Genomic DNA, 16,384 nt, shown 5'->3' with positions numbered 1-16,384 from the left:
GTCCATTTTTGCCCGAATGTTTTTCCTTTCCTGACGGATCTTTTGCACATACGGACGTCCTGATACACTCTGGAACGTCCGTACATGCTGCATTCTCCCATGACGATTTTTTCAACCTATTACTTTTCATTATGCCTATTGTGAAACAAGCGAATCCTTTTCCAAAAGGTGCAAGGCGTATTCCAGCGGCCGGCGTACTGCTTGCCGGTAACGACTGAGCTGCCCGAGCTTACGGAAGATGTCCCGTCCCGGCTTGGGGTTGATCTCAATGATCCAAACGCGCCCCTCTGTGTCTATCCCCAGATCAAAGCCAAACTCCATCATCTGACCAAAATGGCTTTCGAGCTTCTCGGCGGTGACCAGGGCCAGCTCCTGGCATTGGTGTATGATGATCTCGGCCAGGTCCACCCCGAAGCGGCTGGACAGGAATTGGCCAGCTGGCAAAGCCGTACCCCCGCCGTGCAGATTCGACGTGGAGGAGTGAGCCGGCCCGACACGCATTCCCATACCGGTCGTCCGCCAGACTCCCTGCCCGTCTTTTTGAATCAGCAGGCGGGCGTCTACGGTTCGGTCAGACAGCAAGCCGAGGTCAAGCCCCTGTTGCAGGAAAAAATGTTCGTCTCCCCGCTTTTCCTGCTCCACCCACTGTTTGATACGCTGAGTCAAGGAGGCTGTGTTCGGCAGAATCTCGTTCTTCTGTCCTTGCTTTTTGGTCCGTCCGCACAAAAGAAAGCGGTCTCCCTTTCGCTCAATCCGCAGAATGCTTCGGCCTGCAGTGCCGTTTGATGGTTTAAGGTACAGACGAGGATGCTTTTTGATCATGTCACTGAGATTTTTCTTGCTGAACGGCACTGTCTCCGGGAGCCATTGGTACACCTCCGGTTCCTGCTCTAGGATCTGATGGACGCGGAACTTGTTGGCGAAACGATTGTTCGCAAAGCGAAAGATGCTCCCCTCTCGAATGGGCAAGTAATGCCTATGCTTTGCTAACGGATAATAGCGATAATAGTCAATGACGATGTCCGGCCACTCGCGCCATCTCCACTTCCATCCCGCACCGTATGGCTCATAGCCCCTGATTTGGTGGAATATCCTATCTACATCCTGAGGGGAAAAGACAAAGACCTCCACTCCCATTGACGTCCCCTCTTCCACGAGACGACGCAAAAAAGCCGGATTTCCATAACCTTTATCTCCCCGGTATACCAAGATGCCGATTCGTTTGTCCACTTGTGGCAACACCTTCTTTCTCGGAAAAGTCCTCATCTCTAGCTTATGGTTGCCCAAAGGAAAAAGCGCCATATCCACATAGGGACAGACGCCTTTTTACGCGATTGTCTTTTATTTAGCTCCGGATCCGTTCATAGAGTAAGAACGTATGCGGTACAGGATTTTTCTCGTCTACGACGCCTTCCCGTCTCCATACCAGCTCAAAAGCCTCCCGGTCCCATTCGGGGAAAAACGTATCGCCCTGCGTTTCCATATCGATTTCCGTAATATACATCCGATCGACGACATCCAAAAACTGGCGGTACAGCTCGGCTCCGCCAAAAATAATCACATCGCCCAAAGCCAGCACGTCTTCCTTGGTATGGACGACTTCTGCGCCCTCCGCAAAAAAGTCTTTGCTCCTCGTCAAAACGACATTGCGCCGGTTTGGCAGCGGCTTGCCGATGGAAGCAAAGGTTTTTCGCCCCATGACGATGGTTTGTCCGGTCGTAATTTCTTTTACATGCTTCAGATCATTGGGCAGATGCCAAGGCATGGCCCCGTCTTTGCCAATTACGCGATTGCGCGTATGGGCGACGATCAGGCTGATCATACCGATCCCTCCCTTCCCAAATTGTCTCTCTTACACTGCGATTGGTGCTTTGATGCCGGGATGAGATTGATAGCCAACCAATTCAAAATCCTCGTACTTATAATCAAAGATAGAGTCCGGTTTCCGCTTGATTTGCAACGTCGGCTGAGGATAAGGCTCTCTCGTCAACTGAAGCTTGACCTGCTCCAAATGGTTCGAATAAATATGAACGTCCCCGCCTGTCCAGATCAGCTCCCCTACTTCCAGATCGCATTGCTGCGCTACCATGTGGGTCAGGAGGGCATACGAAGCGAGGTTAAACGGCAATCCGAGGAAGGTGTCCACCGACCGCATGTTAAACAAGCACGACAGGCGGCCATTCGCCACATAGAACTGAAACGCGTAATGGCAAGGCGGCAGCGCCATATCTTCCACCTCGGCTGGGTTCCAGGCACTGACGAGGTGACGCCGAGAATCGGGATTGGTCCGAATCTGCTCGATGACGTTTGCAATCTGGTCGACGACTTGTCCGTTTGGACCAAGCCAGGTACGCCACTGAGCACCGTACACTCGCCCCAGGTTGCCTTCTTCGTCCGCCCATTCATCCCAGATCGTAACGCCGTTGTCATGTAAATAGCGAATGTTCGTCTCCCCGCTTAAGAACCAGAGAAGCTCGTGAATAATGGATTTCATATGCACCTTTTTTGTGGTTAAAAGCGGAAATCCTTGCCGAAGATCCATTCTCAGTTGTCTTCCGAAGACGGAGATCGTCCCTGTGCCTGTACGGTCTTCTTTCTTTACACCATTGTCCAATATATCTTGAAGCAGTTCCAAATAAGCCTTCATAAGCCACCTCGTTTTCAAAATCTGGTCATGACAAATGCCGCTTCTCACGCGCCAAGAAAACCATCATCATTATAGCAGAGGACTGGTGAATTCAAAAGAGCGCGGAACGTCCGCAGGGGACCACAGCAAATCGAAAGTCTGGACGCGGATCATAAAAATAGCCGTTTGCTCCTGATGGAACAACCGGCTTTCATTTGCGTGTTGTTTTGGTTATGATCCGTTGGTGGCGCGGGTTACATTGGCCGCCTGCAGACCGCGCTGGCCATTGACGATTTCAAACGTAACCAGCTCGCCTTCCTCCAGATTGCGGTAGCCTGAGCCGCTGATCGCGGAGTAATGGACAAACACATCCGGTCCCCCGTCTCGTTCAATAAAACCGTAGCCTTTTTCCTTACTGAACCATTTGACTTTCCCCTGCATCGTTGTTTCCTCCCTGTCTTCGGAACAGCTTTGTTTCATACCATAGCATATGCGGGAGCGGAGAAAGTGGAGACAACGAAACAGCGCTTTTTCGTGTGCCAGAAGGGGCATAAGTCCAGCGCGGCTTTCCCTTTGGACCAAGGTGAATCTCCGGCCAGAGTCGGACTCATTTCCCCGTCCGTCTATGTTACAATGCTGAAAGGAGTGTCAGGCGCAAAAGAGCTTCACAAGATAAATATTCGACAGAAAAGGAGAGAGTCCTCACATGCGCAAAATGGTGATCGTCCTGCTCAGCAGCTTGCTGCTGACCGCTTGCTCCGAGGTATCGGAAGGGGTACAGACTGCCCAGCAAGCGATAGAAACCGGAAAGCAGGCTGTAGAGACCGGAAAACAAGCGATTGAAGCTGGCAAGCAGGTCGTCGAAGCGGGGAAACAATTGGCAGAATCCGAGATCGCACAGCAATTGAAGAGCTACCTGCAGCAGAAATACGAATCGTCTGAGCCTTTGCGCAAAGCGATGTTCAGCGGTGACGGGACATTGCTGGCAGAAGAGCTGCAAAAAACGGAGCTGGCCAGCTTCAGCTTTTACAAATCGGACCTGTTCGGCGTTGAATATACCGGCCAGTTGACCGGCGACGGAAAATTCAAGGTCCTGAAGAAAAACCTGAACAATCCAGGCGAGGAACCGCAGGTGGTGAAGGAATTTAACGTCTCGCTGGATACGAACGGACAAATCCAGGTGCAGTAAAAAAAGCTAAGGAGCCTGTGCGAGCCTGCTTTCGAGCATCGATTTCTCTTGGCTGATGACCCGAACCGAACCGTTGCGGGGCGAATATAAAACCAGTATGGACTTGAAACCTGCGTACCCGATGCAGGTTTCTTTTGTCTCTTTCTCATGGAAACCGACCCGGCGGAAAAAATTACAAGAAGCGTTGTCACAAGATGATCGGTACAGACTTTCTAGGCTTTTCTCGATAAAAAAAATTTAAGCGCTTACGTTATCGAATCTTCTGATTTTAGCAGTAGATTTTTATACATGACCGTGGTAAAGTATAAATCGTTCACAATTTGTTTACAATTATTAAAAATGATCAAGGAGTGCTAAAAAATGGACCTGCAGCTTCTTTCTTCTATTGTTGTCTACATGGTTGGCATGCTGCTCATCGGCTACTTTGCTTACAAACGCACTTCCAATTTGACCGACTATATGTTGGGCGGACGAACGCTCGGTCCGGCTGTCACGGCGCTTAGTGCCGGCGCTTCCGACATGAGCGGCTGGCTGATGATGGGCTTGCCGGGGGCCATGTTTGCCCAAGGAATAAGCGCTTCATGGATAGCCATCGGGCTGACGCTGGGTGCTTATGCCAACTGGTTGTATGTTGCCCCTCGCCTTCGAACCTATACAGAAGTGGCGAACAACTCGATTACCATTCCCGCTTTTTTGGAAAACCGCTTTGGGGACGCCTCCCGCATTTTGCGTCTGGTATCCGGGCTGGTCATCATGATCTTTTTTACCTTCTACGTCTCTTCCGGACTCGTCTCCGGCGGCGTACTGTTTGAAAACACATTCCATCTGAATTACCACACGGGCCTTTGGATCGTCGCTGTTGTCGTAATCGCTTACACATTGTTCGGCGGGTTCCTCGCTGTTAGCTGGACTGACTTCGTGCAAGGATTGATCATGTTTATCGCACTTATTTTGGTACCGCTTGTCACTATTTTCCACGTAGGCGGCATCGGTCCTACGTTTACGGAAATCCATGCAATCAATCCCGCACTGCTCGATATTTTCAAGGGCACCAGCTTGCTCGGAATCATTTCACTCTTCGCCTGGGGACTTGGCTACTTCGGACAGCCTCATATCATCGTCCGCTTTATGGCGATTTCCTCGGTAAAAGAAATCAAAAAGGCCCGCTTCATCGGCATGGGCTGGATGATCTTTTCCATCGTGGGCGCGATGTTTACAGGACTGGTCGGCATCGCCTTTTACTCCAAGAAGGGCCTTGCACTGACTGATCCGGAAACTGTGTTCATCGAACTGGGGAAAATTTTGTTCCATCCTCTGATCACCGGCTTCCTATTGGCAGCGATCCTGGCGGCGATCATGAGTACGATCTCGTCCCAGCTGCTGGTAACCTCCAGCTCCTTGACCGAGGATATTTACAAGACGTTCTTCCGCCGCGAGGCATCAGATAAGGAGCTTGTCTTTGTCGGGCGCTTGTCTGTATTGGTTGTATCGTTGGTCGCCTTGCTTCTCGCCTACAGCAAAAACGACACGATCCTCGATCTGGTGGGATATGCCTGGGCCGGCTTTGGCGCATCCTTTGGTCCCCTGATCCTGCTCAGCTTGTACTGGAAGCGGATGAACAAATGGGGGGCGCTGGCCGGTATGGTGGCAGGCGCGGCGACAGTCATTCTCTGGACCCAATCTGACGTACTGAAAGACCTCCTCTATGAAATGATCCCGGGCTTTGCCGTGAGCTTGGTCGCCATTGTCGTAGTCAGCCTGTTGACACAGAAGCCTGCGAAAGAGATCCAAGAGCAATTCGACAGCTATCAAAAATTTACGAAATAAATGATTCCGAAAGCCCCTTGGCTGCATGTACGCCGAGGGGCTTTCTCCGCTTTTCAGGCTGTCCGAGCGCTGCGGGATGATTGAGGAAGCCCGTGTAAGAAAAGCGCGGATCGTTCGGGGCGAGTATTACGATGCGATCAAGATGGGGATTTTGCGGGAAGAGTGGGAGACGAGGAAAAGAGCTCAGGTCTGACTGCAGTGGAGGAGATGAAACAGGAGAAAACGCTCAGGGTTCGGTGGGACACCTGCATGGGAGATTGACTGTCCGGCTCGTATACAAAAGCGGAACCTGCGTCCAAAAGCAGCCGATTCTGGGAGCATCTCAGAGGTTGGACGCAAATTCGGGTTCCGCTTTTGCATGCGAGCCTGGGCAGTGTCCCAAAGACCCTTCACTTTTTTCTCCTGTTTCATCTCTACTGCTTTTGTACTTGTACTGGCATTTCTCGGGTAGAGCAAGGATGAAAAAGAAAATTGGTGGTAACTCTTTGCTTAATTAATAGTTTTATGGAAAACTACTGCTACTTCTTAATGGGCAAATTATTTTACGGTGGAATCACACCAAGATAATCCCAGAATGCAACACCTAAATTAAACATCAAATAGCATTTCTACCCTACGCTAAAGGGAATCTGCCTCATTTTGCACCTAAACGAGTTGGTTCTCAGTTACTTTTGAGAGCATTGCCCTTTTCGTGTACTCCCCCCAAAAATATCCAATTCCACTTATTTGTTATATTTACTTTATTTCGACGAAGATTCTTTTTGTAATTACTATTTCAAAAGGTGAAAACAAATAATTCCCAATATTTCGCTTAAACAAAAAAATACTCCCTCCAAAGCTGACTAATCACATCAACTCTGAAGGAGTGTATCAAAGAGATAAGCAATTAAATCAACAAAAGTGATTCCTTAATGAATACTACATCAGGTGAAGAATCCATAAGTCATTTTCTAACGATTTTTTTCCTCCATATAGATTAGGTATGCTCTTAATTTTTTCTAGACATGATGTACGTTACTATTAAAGAAATAGTCAGAATCGTGAAGTAACTAATGAAGTACTTGAATAAAGATGCATTTTGGTCAGATGTAAATGTTGCAAAAATAATTATAAGAGGTAGGATAATCAAATCAAATTTATATTTTCTCTGAGTTGTGTAATATCTAAGAAATTTCCCCAATTATCTCACCCCTCTTATTATTTGTAAGTTAAAAAGCCGGAAGATTGTCTTCACTATAGAAACCCTTTTGAATAATGCCATGATGGTAAAATACCCCAGTGTCTTTATACGCGCGATAAAATGCGGTGACACCAAACGAAACTAAGGCTCCCGCAAATATGCTGAGTTTCCCCTTTAGATCCTCTGGGACAGGAATACCTCTTCTTTTCAACAAGTCTAGAGTAACTTCTGTCGCAAGAGCAGCTGTACCAGAAATATATCCATTATAATCTTGAATTTCTGAGACCAATCTTGGACTTATCCATAAACGGAATCCCCACCATTCATAATCCCAATCAAAATATTTGCTGGTGTCTATGTCTCCAACCATTTTAAAGGTTCCTACAGAATCAGAGGTTTTGGCTTTTACCGTACCACTAGGTGTTACCATCAATTCAAACCCTTCATCCAAGATGGCCCGTATGCTTTTGTTTGATTCGTCGATTATAATTTGAGCTTGCTCAATTTCTTCTTGAGAAAAACTGTTCTGTACTACTGGGTCTAAAAAGAATTGAAATGTATTTTCATCAACTTTGACAAATCTGTCAATTTTCTTAATAAAATCTACAGAATATTGGTTAGTAGATACATTAGCAGCAACAACTATCTGCTTAGAAGCTGAATAATTTGTAGAAGCCATTGCAGGAACAGTAACTGAGAGGACCATTGATGAAGTGAGTGTTGTAACTAAAATTTTTTTCATCGATTGATTCATAATTAATCCCTCTATTACCAATATTAGTTAACATTTTAAATTCTAACATTAAATACTACAGTGTCAATAGATAACCTGATATTTTAATTGATATAATTCTAATATATTGAACCTTACAAAGACTGTCTAAACGCAAAAAAGTCAGGGGACGGCTTCTTCCGCGCCGTCGCCCTGACTCCTGCTCTCCCTTTTAAAAAACCTTATGCTTCCGTGATGAGCGAAGCCACACGCTCCAGCTTGGCCTTCAGCTCATCTATGTCCAGATTCATGTCCAAAGCGGCGAAGATGCCGGTAAAGTACGCTTCTACCTGTTCGGCCACGCGGCTTCGTTCTTCGGCCACCATTTGCGTCAAGAGCGACGCGAATTGCTCGCCTACTTGGGCACTTCCTGTATTCAGGTAGGCAGATACCGGTTCCTGCAGGCGTTTTTCCAAATCCTCGCGCAGCTTGGCCTTGCCATCCTGTTCAAAAAAGTCTTTCGCGCTGCGGAACAGCGACAAGGATGGCTGGAGGCTTGCCAGAGAGACCGGAAGCTCATCGGCAAACGACAAGGTTTCCACCTTTCGCGGCTGATAAGGCGCCAGCGTCAAGCCGGATGCGTACTGCTGAACGTCCCGCTGCCACTGCTGCACGAGAGCCGCTCCCTGCTTGCCCAGAAACTTCTCCAGACGCAAGGTCGTCGCTCTCAGCTCCTGAGCCAGATCGTAGCTGATCGACCGGAGCAGATCGCCCAGGCAGCCTTGGAGCGCCTGCTTCATATTGCGGCCGTCCTCTTTCAGTACGGCCGGGTTAAAGGCGGTATTAAACAGTTCATTAAAGCGGAAAAACAGGCGCTGCTTTACATAGTACACCAGCTCTTCACGCTCTTTCAGCAAATCGCGTTCCGCCGAGGCAATCGACAGGCCTTCCACAGCAGCCAGGGCCGCTTCGCGAGCCTTCGTGGCTGCCTGCCTTCTGGCGTCGCGCTCCGATTCATCAGCCTCTGCCATGCGGATGAATTCTTCGAGGGTGGTGTGTGCCCGGCGTATTTCGCCCATCGCTGCATTGACAGCGATTTGCGTCAGCTCTTCCAGCGTAAAGCGAAGAAAATCCTGTTCAAACACGGCCATGCCCGACAGGCGAAGGGCTTCCTCTGCAGGAGCGAGCGGCTCCTCCTCCGGCGTGCCTGTGCGCTGACGGTAGACCTTTTCCGCAGAGCCTGCGAGCTTCCCGGCTTCGTGCATACGGGCCAGCAAGGCGGTCTGGCTGGAAACCGGATAAATGCGCGGATGGCGAATGCCGCAGCTCAACAGGTTTTTCTCCACATGGGCAACAACCCCGGCAAGCTCTTCCTCGGAAGCCGCGAGATCGGCGGCATTGACGAGAAAGAACATCTTATCCATGTCAAATGTGTCCTTGACACGCCCCATCTGGAGCAGGAATTCGCGGTCCGCCTGCGAGAAGGCGTGGTTGTAATACGTAACGAACAGAACCGCGTCGGCATTTTTCATATATTCAAAGGCGACACCGGTATGGCGGGCGTTGATCGAATCGGCCCCCGGCGTATCCACCAGCACGATCCCTTGATCGGTGAGCGGACAAGAATAAAACAGTTCAATATATTCGGCAAAGCAAGCCTTTTCTTCTTTTGCCACAAACCCTTTGAAGGCTTTCATGTCGACGAGCAGCTCGCCGCCCAGGTGAGCGGACATCTCGCCGAGGCCCTTGGTGACCGCTTTCAAGAACGTGTAATGCGGCTTGGCCGTCGGCGGGATGCTGGAAACATCGATTTTGTTCAGCTCTGCCAACGCTTCCTCCAGATCGGAGGCAGCCAGGCCAAAAATCGCAAGCGAGCGAATGACGTCCTGCTCTACGGCTTCCCGGCTTTTCAGCACGACGCGAACCGTGCCGTGCGGATGCGTTTCTGTCGGCGGCATGATTTTATTGATCGCCGCCGTCGTCGGATTCGGCGAAACCGGCAGGACCAGCTCTCCCATCAAGGCGTTGGCAAACGACGATTTCCCTGCGCTGAATGCTCCGAACAGGGCGACGGTAAAACGATTGGCCTGCAAGCGCTCGGCTCGCTCCAGCATGGTCTCGGCTTGCGCCTGCATCCCCGGTATTGACTGAATCTCCCTGCTTGCCTGCTGCAGACGTTGTGCCGCAGCGATCAGTTTGTCTTTTAGCTGGTTCATGATTGAAAGTTACGCTCCTTCACGCAAAATCGCTTGCAATCGTTGCCGTGCAGCCTGCTCCATCGCAGAAAGCTGCCCCAGGCGGGCGTGGATCTGCATCAGCTCACGAAGCACCGCGAGCTGCTTTTGCAGCGCCATGCTTTCCTGTTCGGTCTGCTTCCTGATGAGCGCTGCTACCTGGTCGATCAAGCCCAATCCGGCACGGCGGTATTCTGTCTTGATACCGTTCGAAATGTCCGAACAGTAATTCATGACATACTCGCGGGTACTCGCCCCATCCTTTACGTGGGAGGCGAGAAATTCGGCTGTTACCTCGATCGTCGTGGCGTGGACTGCGGCATGATAAGCCTCGTCACGCAGATCGAATTGCTCCGGAAATTTGCTGAGCAGCTCCTTGAAGTGAAAATCGAGATTGGCCGCTACCTTTTCGCGGAAGTCTGCAAGCAGTACGTCCAATCTTCTCGCCCGCTCTTCCTCTGTCTTTTTCCCGGAAAAGAACAACCCCATCTTGAAGCCCGGCTTGCGGCTTTCCAAATACTGTTCCGCTGCCTCGTTCGTGCTGTAATAGGTGAGGCGGGCATTGTCCAGCAGCGCCGCCAGCTCTTTTTCCATCTGTTTGCGCGCCTTGTCCACCCGGCTCGCCAGTTCGCTTGCTGCTTCCTCGGCTGTTTGCAAGGCGTTCTTTACCCGACCGGCATCCCGGCTGTCCAAAGCGGGCAGCTGCAGCTCATCCAGCCTGTTTTCCAACTCCTGGCGCTCGGCAGCGTTCTGTCTGCGCAGCACTTGAACGTGTTCCTCGATCAAATGCTCGGCAGCGTCCGCCACCGTTTTGCTGACCAGCTTTTCGCGGTCCGCGATCAGCTGCTCCAGCAACGCCCGGAATGCTTCGTACTGGTTTTCCTCGTGATCAGGCTCCGCCAGCGACGTGTAAAAGATCCCGTCCGGTTCAATATTCCACGTGGCGAAAGCCTCTTCCACGCTCTCCTTGTAGCTGTCAAAATCGAGTTCAAAATCGATATGCTTGTCAATCATATTTATAACAAGATAAACTGGCTTTCCGCGGTCTTTCAACGTTTTGGTAAAATTGAAGTTCTCTTCCGCCTGCACGTGGTTGTAATCCATCATGTAAATGACGACATCCGCCAAGTGCAAAGCCGACTCTGTCGCTATTTTGTGAGCCGCGTCCGTAGAGTCGATTCCGGGCGTATCAAGCAAGCTGGCCTTCTCATTGAGCATAGTCCCCGGATAGGAGACCTCCACCCACTCAACCGTATCGCCGTCGACGGCAAATTGCTTGAGTTTTTCCATTTCGGTGTCAGGGTCAAAGGTCAGCACGCCGTTATTATGCGTGTATACACGCGCCGCCTTTTCGCCGCCGCGGATTTTGACAACATTGGCACTGGTCGGAATCGGGTTGGAAGGCAAGAGACTGGCTCCCAACAGTGTATTGATCATTGTAGACTTACCGGCCGAAAAGTGGCCGCAAAATGCGATATTCAACTCCGCTCCGCGTGTTTTCTCCGCGAGCTGAAGCAGCTTCCCCGGTGTCGCATCGTCCTTTGTCTCTTCAATAGACGACGCCATCCGTTCCAGTCGATCAGCAAGCTGGGCGAAATCCGCTGCCCGCTCCATGACGTGACTTTGCACCTGTACCATCCTCTCCATTCTCCTACTCTACCATGCCGAATGTATCATACCTCCCCCGGTTGATCAATTCTTTTGCGCGAAAGTTTCCATTGGAACTGTTTGAGAACAGAGGAAAACGCATCTGTCTTCAGGACAGCCCCGCATACTTTCCTGCAGATTGGAAAAAATCCCAATAAGAACTTTCACATTTTTCCTGTAAGGGAGGGGGGCGAATCCGATTGTTTCGCAGAGTATGGGAAAAATGGAAAAACGAAGCAATAGCATCTTGCCGGAAACAGCAAAGCAGCCATTCTGATCAACAGGCTTCCAATAAAACTCCGCTTTCCGAAAGCTTGCAGGAAAATCTCGATATCATCAAACAGCGCCTGGGGAACCCGCAAGACCTGATCATCCGTCCATTTCTGATCGACAATAGCGGACGGGCTTGCGCTGTAGCCTGCATCGATGGACTGGTAGACAGCGAGCTCGTTCACGACAAGGTAGTAAAACATATACAGCTGCTGATGTCTCCCGCCGGCAAAGCTATCCCGGCACCCGACGAAGATATCATGGCTTTTATGCTCAATGAAGTGCTGTCCATTATTGAGGTGAAAACCGGAACCACCATGGAGGAAGTCCTGGACGCCATGCTGGTGGGAGATACCGCCTTTTTCGTGGACGGTTCCCATACAACCATTTTGATTGACAGCAGGGGCTGGGAGACGCGTGGCATCGAAGAACCTGTTTCGGAAGGTCTCGTACGCGGACCTCGAGACGGCTTCAACGAGAACATCCGGGACAATACAGTCCGCATCCGCCGCCGTGTGCGGGATCCCAAGCTTCGTTTTGACGCCACTACTGTCGGAAGGCGGAGCAAAACAGACCTGATCGTCGCATACATCGAAGACATCGCACATCCGAATATCGTAAACGAAATCAAACGGCGCATCTCCACCATTGACATCGATCAGGTGGAGGAGTCAGGTTATATCGAGCAATGGATCGAGGATAATTTCTTGTCGCCGTTTCCGCAAGTACAAAACACGGAGCGTCCGGATAAAGTCGCATCGGCCCTGTTTCAGGGGCGTGTTGCCATCATCCTGGACGGTACCCCCATGGTGCTTTTGGCTCCGGTTACACTGGGCATCATGCTTCATTCTCCCGAGGATTTTTACGAACGGTGGATGGTAGGCTCGCTTGCGCGGGTGCTTCGGTACCTGGCCTCTTATCTGGCCGTCTTTTCTCCAGCCCTCTATATCGCGCTGGTCACCTTTCATCCGGGACTGATTCCCTCGGATCTCGCCTTTTCCATCGCCGCCACCCGGGACGGCGTTCCGTTTCCGGCTGCCGTCGAATCCCTGATCATGGTAACCACCATGGAGCTGCTGCAGGAGGCGGGCTTGCGTCTGCCAAAGCCGATCGGACAAACGGTAGGCATCGTCGGCGGGCTTGTCATCGGCGAGGCAGCCGTTTCCGCCGGGATCGTCAGCCCTGTCATGGTCATTGTCGTGGCGATTACTGCGATCGCTTCCTTCGCCATTCCTTCCTATAATCTGGCCATCGCTTTTCGGATGATCCGTTTTGGCGCCATGCTTGCCGCTGCCATGTTTGGCCTCTACGGCGTGGTTCTGGCTTTTATCCTCATCGTCATCCATCTCACCAATCTGACCAGCATTGGTGTGCCCTACCTGGCACCACTTGCTCCGCAGCTTGTTTCCGACTGGAAAGATTACATCCTGCGCGCTCCTATCACGTTCTTCAAAAAACGGCCGGACATGCTGCAAACGAAAGACAAAACCCGCATGAAAGCAGGGAGATCGCAATGAACACCTTACCCTACGCGGATCAGAAGATTGGACAAAAAGAGATGGTGTTTATTGTCGCCAATGTCGTCATCGGGGTGGGCATTCTCACTTTCCCCCGGACTCTGGCTGCCAAGACGGGTTCGATCGACGGATGGATCTCGATCCTCATCTCCGGTCTGGTGGCTTCGGTGATCGGCTGGCTGCTGGGCAAATTGGCCAGTCGCTTTCCCGCAAACTCTTTTTTTGAATATGCGTCCCTGATCGTAAGCCGGCCCGTCGCACAGGTCATTACTTTTCTTGTCGGCATCTACTTCCTGCTGTTTGTTTCTTTTGAAGCCAGGGCTCTCGGCAATATCGCCAAGCAGTATTTGTTTACGACTACTCCTGTTGAAGTGATTACGCTCGCTTTCTTGCTGATCGTTCAATATGCTGTGGCTGGCACACGGATCGCCCTGCTGCGGCTGAACATGCTGTTTTTTCCGATTGTGCTGCTGATCAGTGCCGTTGTGCAGCTCTATTCGATCCAAATGCTCGAGCTGGATAACGTCAGACCGCTGTTCACTACCGGATTAGGTGCCCTTTTGCAAGGCTCAAAAGAAGTCAATCTGTCGTTTTCCGGCTACGAGGTCGTCCTTTTTTATACGCTGCTGATGACCCGGGCCGAGGACGCTCCCAAGGCCGTCGTGAAAGGACTGTTGATCCCTATTTTCCTGTACCTGACGATCTACATTTTTGTCATCGGCGTATTCTCCGCTGAGGTGGTGAAAAACTTGACCTACCCGACGATTGAACTGGCCAAAGACGTCGAAGTGCCCGGAGGGTTTATCGAACGTGTGGAGTCGCTCTTTTTCACCATCTGGATCATGACGATTTTCAATTCCTGCACGGTCTTTTTCGATCTGGCGATTTTCAACCTGGGATCGATTTTCCCGAACGTCAGAAAGTTCACCTGGCTTTTGATCATCTCCCCTCTGGTCTACATGATTTCGCTTTGGCCGCAAAATCTGGTTCAGTTTTTCTCGCTGGGGGACCAGCTCGTCTATTTTGGAATATTCATCACTTACCTGGTCCCGATTCTTCTCTTGCTGATCGCCAAATGGAGGGGGGTGCGGGGAGATGAGTAAAAGCTCGGCTCGCCTTTTAGTGGCGGTATTATCCGTCTCCCTCCTCTCCGGCTGCTGGGACCAGGTACAAATCGAGGAACGCGGCTTTGTAGTCGGCGTTGGAATTGATTTGCCGTCCTCCAAAGAGATGGAAAGACAGGCAGAAAAGGAGGCTCCGGACAAACCGAAAGGGAAACGGCGGTATCTCGTTACGCATCAATTCGTCGTTCCGGGAGGACTTGTCTCAAACTCGCAAGGAGGAGGCGGCAGCCAGAGCAGCACGGGCGACCCGTTCCAGAACCTGACGTCTGAGGGAGATTCTCTGTTCGAAATCTCGCGTGAGCTGGCTGTCCGGACAAGCCGTTCACCGTTTTATCAACATTTAAAGGTTGTCATCGTCTCCGAGGAAGTGGCGAAATCGCCCAATACGTTTGCTTATGTTCTCGATTACTTCTTGCGCGATCCTGATTTGAGGGGGACCAGCAAGGTCATGATCTCCAAAGGGAAGGCCAAGCCTGTCCTGGAGGTAAAACCGAAAACGGAAAAGCTCCCTTCCCTCTACATCAACTCTGTTGCGGAAAATACAGACCGCACAGCACGCATGATCCCCGAGGTTCGCTTGGGGGAAGTACATGAAGATATGATCAACGAGTTCAGCTTTGTCCTCCCGCGTATTGTCGCCGCCAACAATGAAGTGAAAGTAGCAGGCGCTGCCGTATTTCAAGGCCAGGGAAACAAGATGATCGGCTTTCTCGGAGAGGAGGAGACGGAAGGATTGAACTTTCTCTTGGGAAACGTCCAGGGAGGGCTGCTGAAAACCAAAGTGAAAGACAATCTCGTGATCTTCAATATTCAGGGAACGAAAAGAACGATCAAGGCCGACGTCCGGGATAAAAAACGCATGCGTTTTCAGTTTTTCATCGAATGCGAGGGCGTAATCGCCGAGTCCTTCGAGCGCTTGGACTTTATGGAGAGTCGCATCATGGATAACCTTCAAAAGACAATCGCGGCAGAGATTGAAAGGCTTTCACATGATGCCATCCGCAAAGTGCAGAAGAAAATGAAAACCGACGTGTTGGGACTGGGCACATATGTAAAACAAACCCATCCTGATCTGTGGAAGCAACTCAAAGAGGACTGGGACCACGGCCGAAATCTGTTTGCCTCCAGCGAGATTGAAGTGAAGGCCGTTGTCTACATCCGCAATGGAGGGTCGGTGAACAGGACGGAAATCCGTTAGGAGGATCGGTTTATGCTCAGAAAGATATTCGGTACTCTGCCGCCTTATTTGACATTTTTCGGGGCGGTTTTGTCCATCTTGATCCCGTGGCTGTTCTACAAGGCTTCTCAAAAGCTTCACCAATATGGCGATCCGCCGTGGAAAAATGGAAGCACCGGTCAGAAGGGGGAATGACCTCCCCCTTTTTTCCGGCTGAGCAAGGGAAGCCTGCAAAGAACAGCGCAAGTTGATTTTGATTCATGTATAATGGCATACAAACATCGCTTGGGGGAGGTATTTTCGATGCGGCTTGCAGGTAAAAAGGTTTTATGCCTGGTTGATGAAGAATTTGAGGACTTGGAGTTGTGGTACCCGATTTACAGAGTGCAGGAGGAAGGAGCAGTCGTTCATCTGGCAGGTCCCGTCAGCGGCAAAAGCTATACGGGCAAATACGGCGTGCCTGCAAAAGCGGATTTTGCTTTTGCTGACATCAACATCGACGAATACGACGGTCTGCTGGTACCTGGCGGCTGGGCGCCCGACAAGCTGAGGCGCTATCCGGAAGTGCTCGCTTTTGTACGCCGCATGAACGAACGGGAAAAGCCGATCGGACAGATCTGCCACGCAGGATGGGTTTTGATCTCCGCAAAAATCCTGGATGGCCGCAGGGTTACCTCGACGCCAGGCATTCGCGACGATATGGAAAACGCTGGCGCGATTTGGCTGGATGAACCAGTCGTGGTCGACGGACATCTTGTTTCCAGCAGACGTCCGCCCGATTTGCCGGCTTACGCAAAAGCATTTTGCGATCGCTTGGCAGGTGTATAAGCCATTCCTTTGAAGCGGCAAAAGCCACCCCTGTATTTCAGGAAGGTGGCTTT

Annotated in this window: 14 protein-coding genes and 1 pseudogene; 8 read left to right on the top strand and 7 right to left on the bottom strand. The window is 50.8% G+C overall.

The genetic code is table 11. From position 1 onward, the window contains the following. Window positions 1-135: 135 nt before the first annotated feature. From V5G20_RS08055 to V5G20_RS08040, 4 genes are all read right to left on the bottom strand, one after another. Window positions 136-1,230: a YheC/YheD family protein gene (locus tag V5G20_RS08055; protein WP_003389008.1), complete on the bottom strand. Its 1,095-nt coding sequence runs from the start codon at window positions 1,228-1,230 to the stop codon at window positions 136-138. 115 nt (window positions 1,231-1,345) lie between these two features. Then, window positions 1,346-1,822 (bottom strand): dihydrofolate reductase, encoded by a 477-nt coding sequence (locus V5G20_RS08050; RefSeq protein ID WP_251247143.1) that lies wholly within the window; start codon window positions 1,820-1,822, stop codon window positions 1,346-1,348. A gap of 30 nt (window positions 1,823-1,852) precedes the next feature. After that, window positions 1,853-2,647: a thymidylate synthase gene (locus tag V5G20_RS08045; RefSeq protein ID WP_003389006.1), complete on the bottom strand. Its 795-nt coding sequence runs from the start codon at window positions 2,645-2,647 to the stop codon at window positions 1,853-1,855. A 210-nt stretch (window positions 2,648-2,857) separates the two neighbouring features. Beyond that, window positions 2,858-3,067: a cold shock domain-containing protein gene (locus tag V5G20_RS08040; RefSeq protein WP_003389005.1), complete on the bottom strand. Its 210-nt coding sequence runs from the start codon at window positions 3,065-3,067 to the stop codon at window positions 2,858-2,860. Window positions 3,068-3,332: 265 nt separating this feature from the next. Between V5G20_RS08040 and V5G20_RS08035 the strand changes: the two genes are divergently transcribed. The 3 genes and pseudogenes from V5G20_RS08035 to V5G20_RS08025 all read left to right on the top strand — a co-directional run. Continuing rightward, window positions 3,333-3,815, top strand: coding sequence for a hypothetical protein (locus V5G20_RS08035; protein ID WP_003389004.1), 483 nt, complete (start codon window positions 3,333-3,335; stop codon window positions 3,813-3,815). A gap of 360 nt (window positions 3,816-4,175) precedes the next feature. Beyond that, window positions 4,176-5,642, top strand: a complete 1,467-nt coding sequence (gene putP / locus V5G20_RS08030) for a sodium/proline symporter PutP (protein ID WP_003389001.1) — start codon at window positions 4,176-4,178, stop codon at window positions 5,640-5,642. Between the two features lie 73 nt (window positions 5,643-5,715). Beyond that, window positions 5,716-5,835 (top strand): annotated as a pseudogene (locus V5G20_RS08025) (N-acetyltransferase); the annotation flags it as partial. 1,015 nt (window positions 5,836-6,850) lie between these two features. Here the strand turns inward: V5G20_RS08025 and V5G20_RS08020 are convergent. From V5G20_RS08020 to V5G20_RS08010, 3 genes are all read right to left on the bottom strand, one after another. Next, window positions 6,851-7,576, bottom strand: coding sequence for a hypothetical protein (locus tag V5G20_RS08020; RefSeq protein WP_003388999.1), 726 nt, complete (start codon window positions 7,574-7,576; stop codon window positions 6,851-6,853). 200 nt (window positions 7,577-7,776) lie between these two features. Beyond that, on the bottom strand, window positions 7,777-9,750 hold the full coding sequence (locus V5G20_RS08015; RefSeq protein ID WP_171506073.1) for a dynamin family protein: 1,974 nt from the start codon (window positions 9,748-9,750) through the stop codon (window positions 7,777-7,779). 9 nt (window positions 9,751-9,759) lie between these two features. Then, a complete protein-coding gene (locus tag V5G20_RS08010; RefSeq protein ID WP_338463327.1) occupies window positions 9,760-11,406 on the bottom strand; it encodes a dynamin family protein in 1,647 nt (548 codons plus the stop codon). Between the two features lie 209 nt (window positions 11,407-11,615). Between V5G20_RS08010 and V5G20_RS08005 the strand changes: the two genes are divergently transcribed. The 5 genes from V5G20_RS08005 (at window position 11,616) to V5G20_RS07985 (ending at window position 16,331) form a co-directional block, all read left to right on the top strand. Continuing rightward, entirely contained in the window at window positions 11,616-13,202 is a 1,587-nt protein-coding gene (locus V5G20_RS08005; protein ID WP_003388996.1) for a spore germination protein, read from the top strand. Next, window positions 13,199-14,305 carry a GerAB/ArcD/ProY family transporter gene (locus tag V5G20_RS08000; RefSeq protein ID WP_003388995.1) on the top strand — a complete coding sequence of 369 codons (1,107 nt, stop codon included), beginning with the start codon at window positions 13,199-13,201 and terminating at the stop codon, window positions 14,303-14,305. The genes V5G20_RS08005 and V5G20_RS08000 overlap by 4 nt, the downstream gene beginning before the upstream one ends. After that, the gene (locus V5G20_RS07995) at window positions 14,298-15,524 is read left to right on the top strand and encodes a Ger(x)C family spore germination protein (protein WP_327969796.1); all 1,227 of its coding nucleotides are present in this window, start codon (window positions 14,298-14,300) and stop codon (window positions 15,522-15,524) included. Before V5G20_RS08000 ends, V5G20_RS07995 begins: the two co-directional genes overlap by 8 nt. A 12-nt stretch (window positions 15,525-15,536) precedes the next feature. Continuing rightward, window positions 15,537-15,698, top strand: a complete 162-nt coding sequence (locus V5G20_RS07990; protein ID WP_003388993.1) for a hypothetical protein — start codon at window positions 15,537-15,539, stop codon at window positions 15,696-15,698. Window positions 15,699-15,806: 108 nt separating this feature from the next. After that, the gene (locus V5G20_RS07985) at window positions 15,807-16,331 is read left to right on the top strand and encodes a type 1 glutamine amidotransferase domain-containing protein (RefSeq protein ID WP_003388991.1); all 525 of its coding nucleotides are present in this window, start codon (window positions 15,807-15,809) and stop codon (window positions 16,329-16,331) included. Window positions 16,332-16,384 lie beyond the last annotated feature (53 nt).

This window comes from Brevibacillus borstelensis (genome assembly GCF_036700025.1).
In the GTDB taxonomy this organism is placed as follows: domain Bacteria; phylum Bacillota; class Bacilli; order Brevibacillales; family Brevibacillaceae; genus Brevibacillus; species Brevibacillus borstelensis.
Note: the sequence above shows the minus strand (reverse complement) of the source record. Positions and strands in the feature narration are given on the sequence as shown.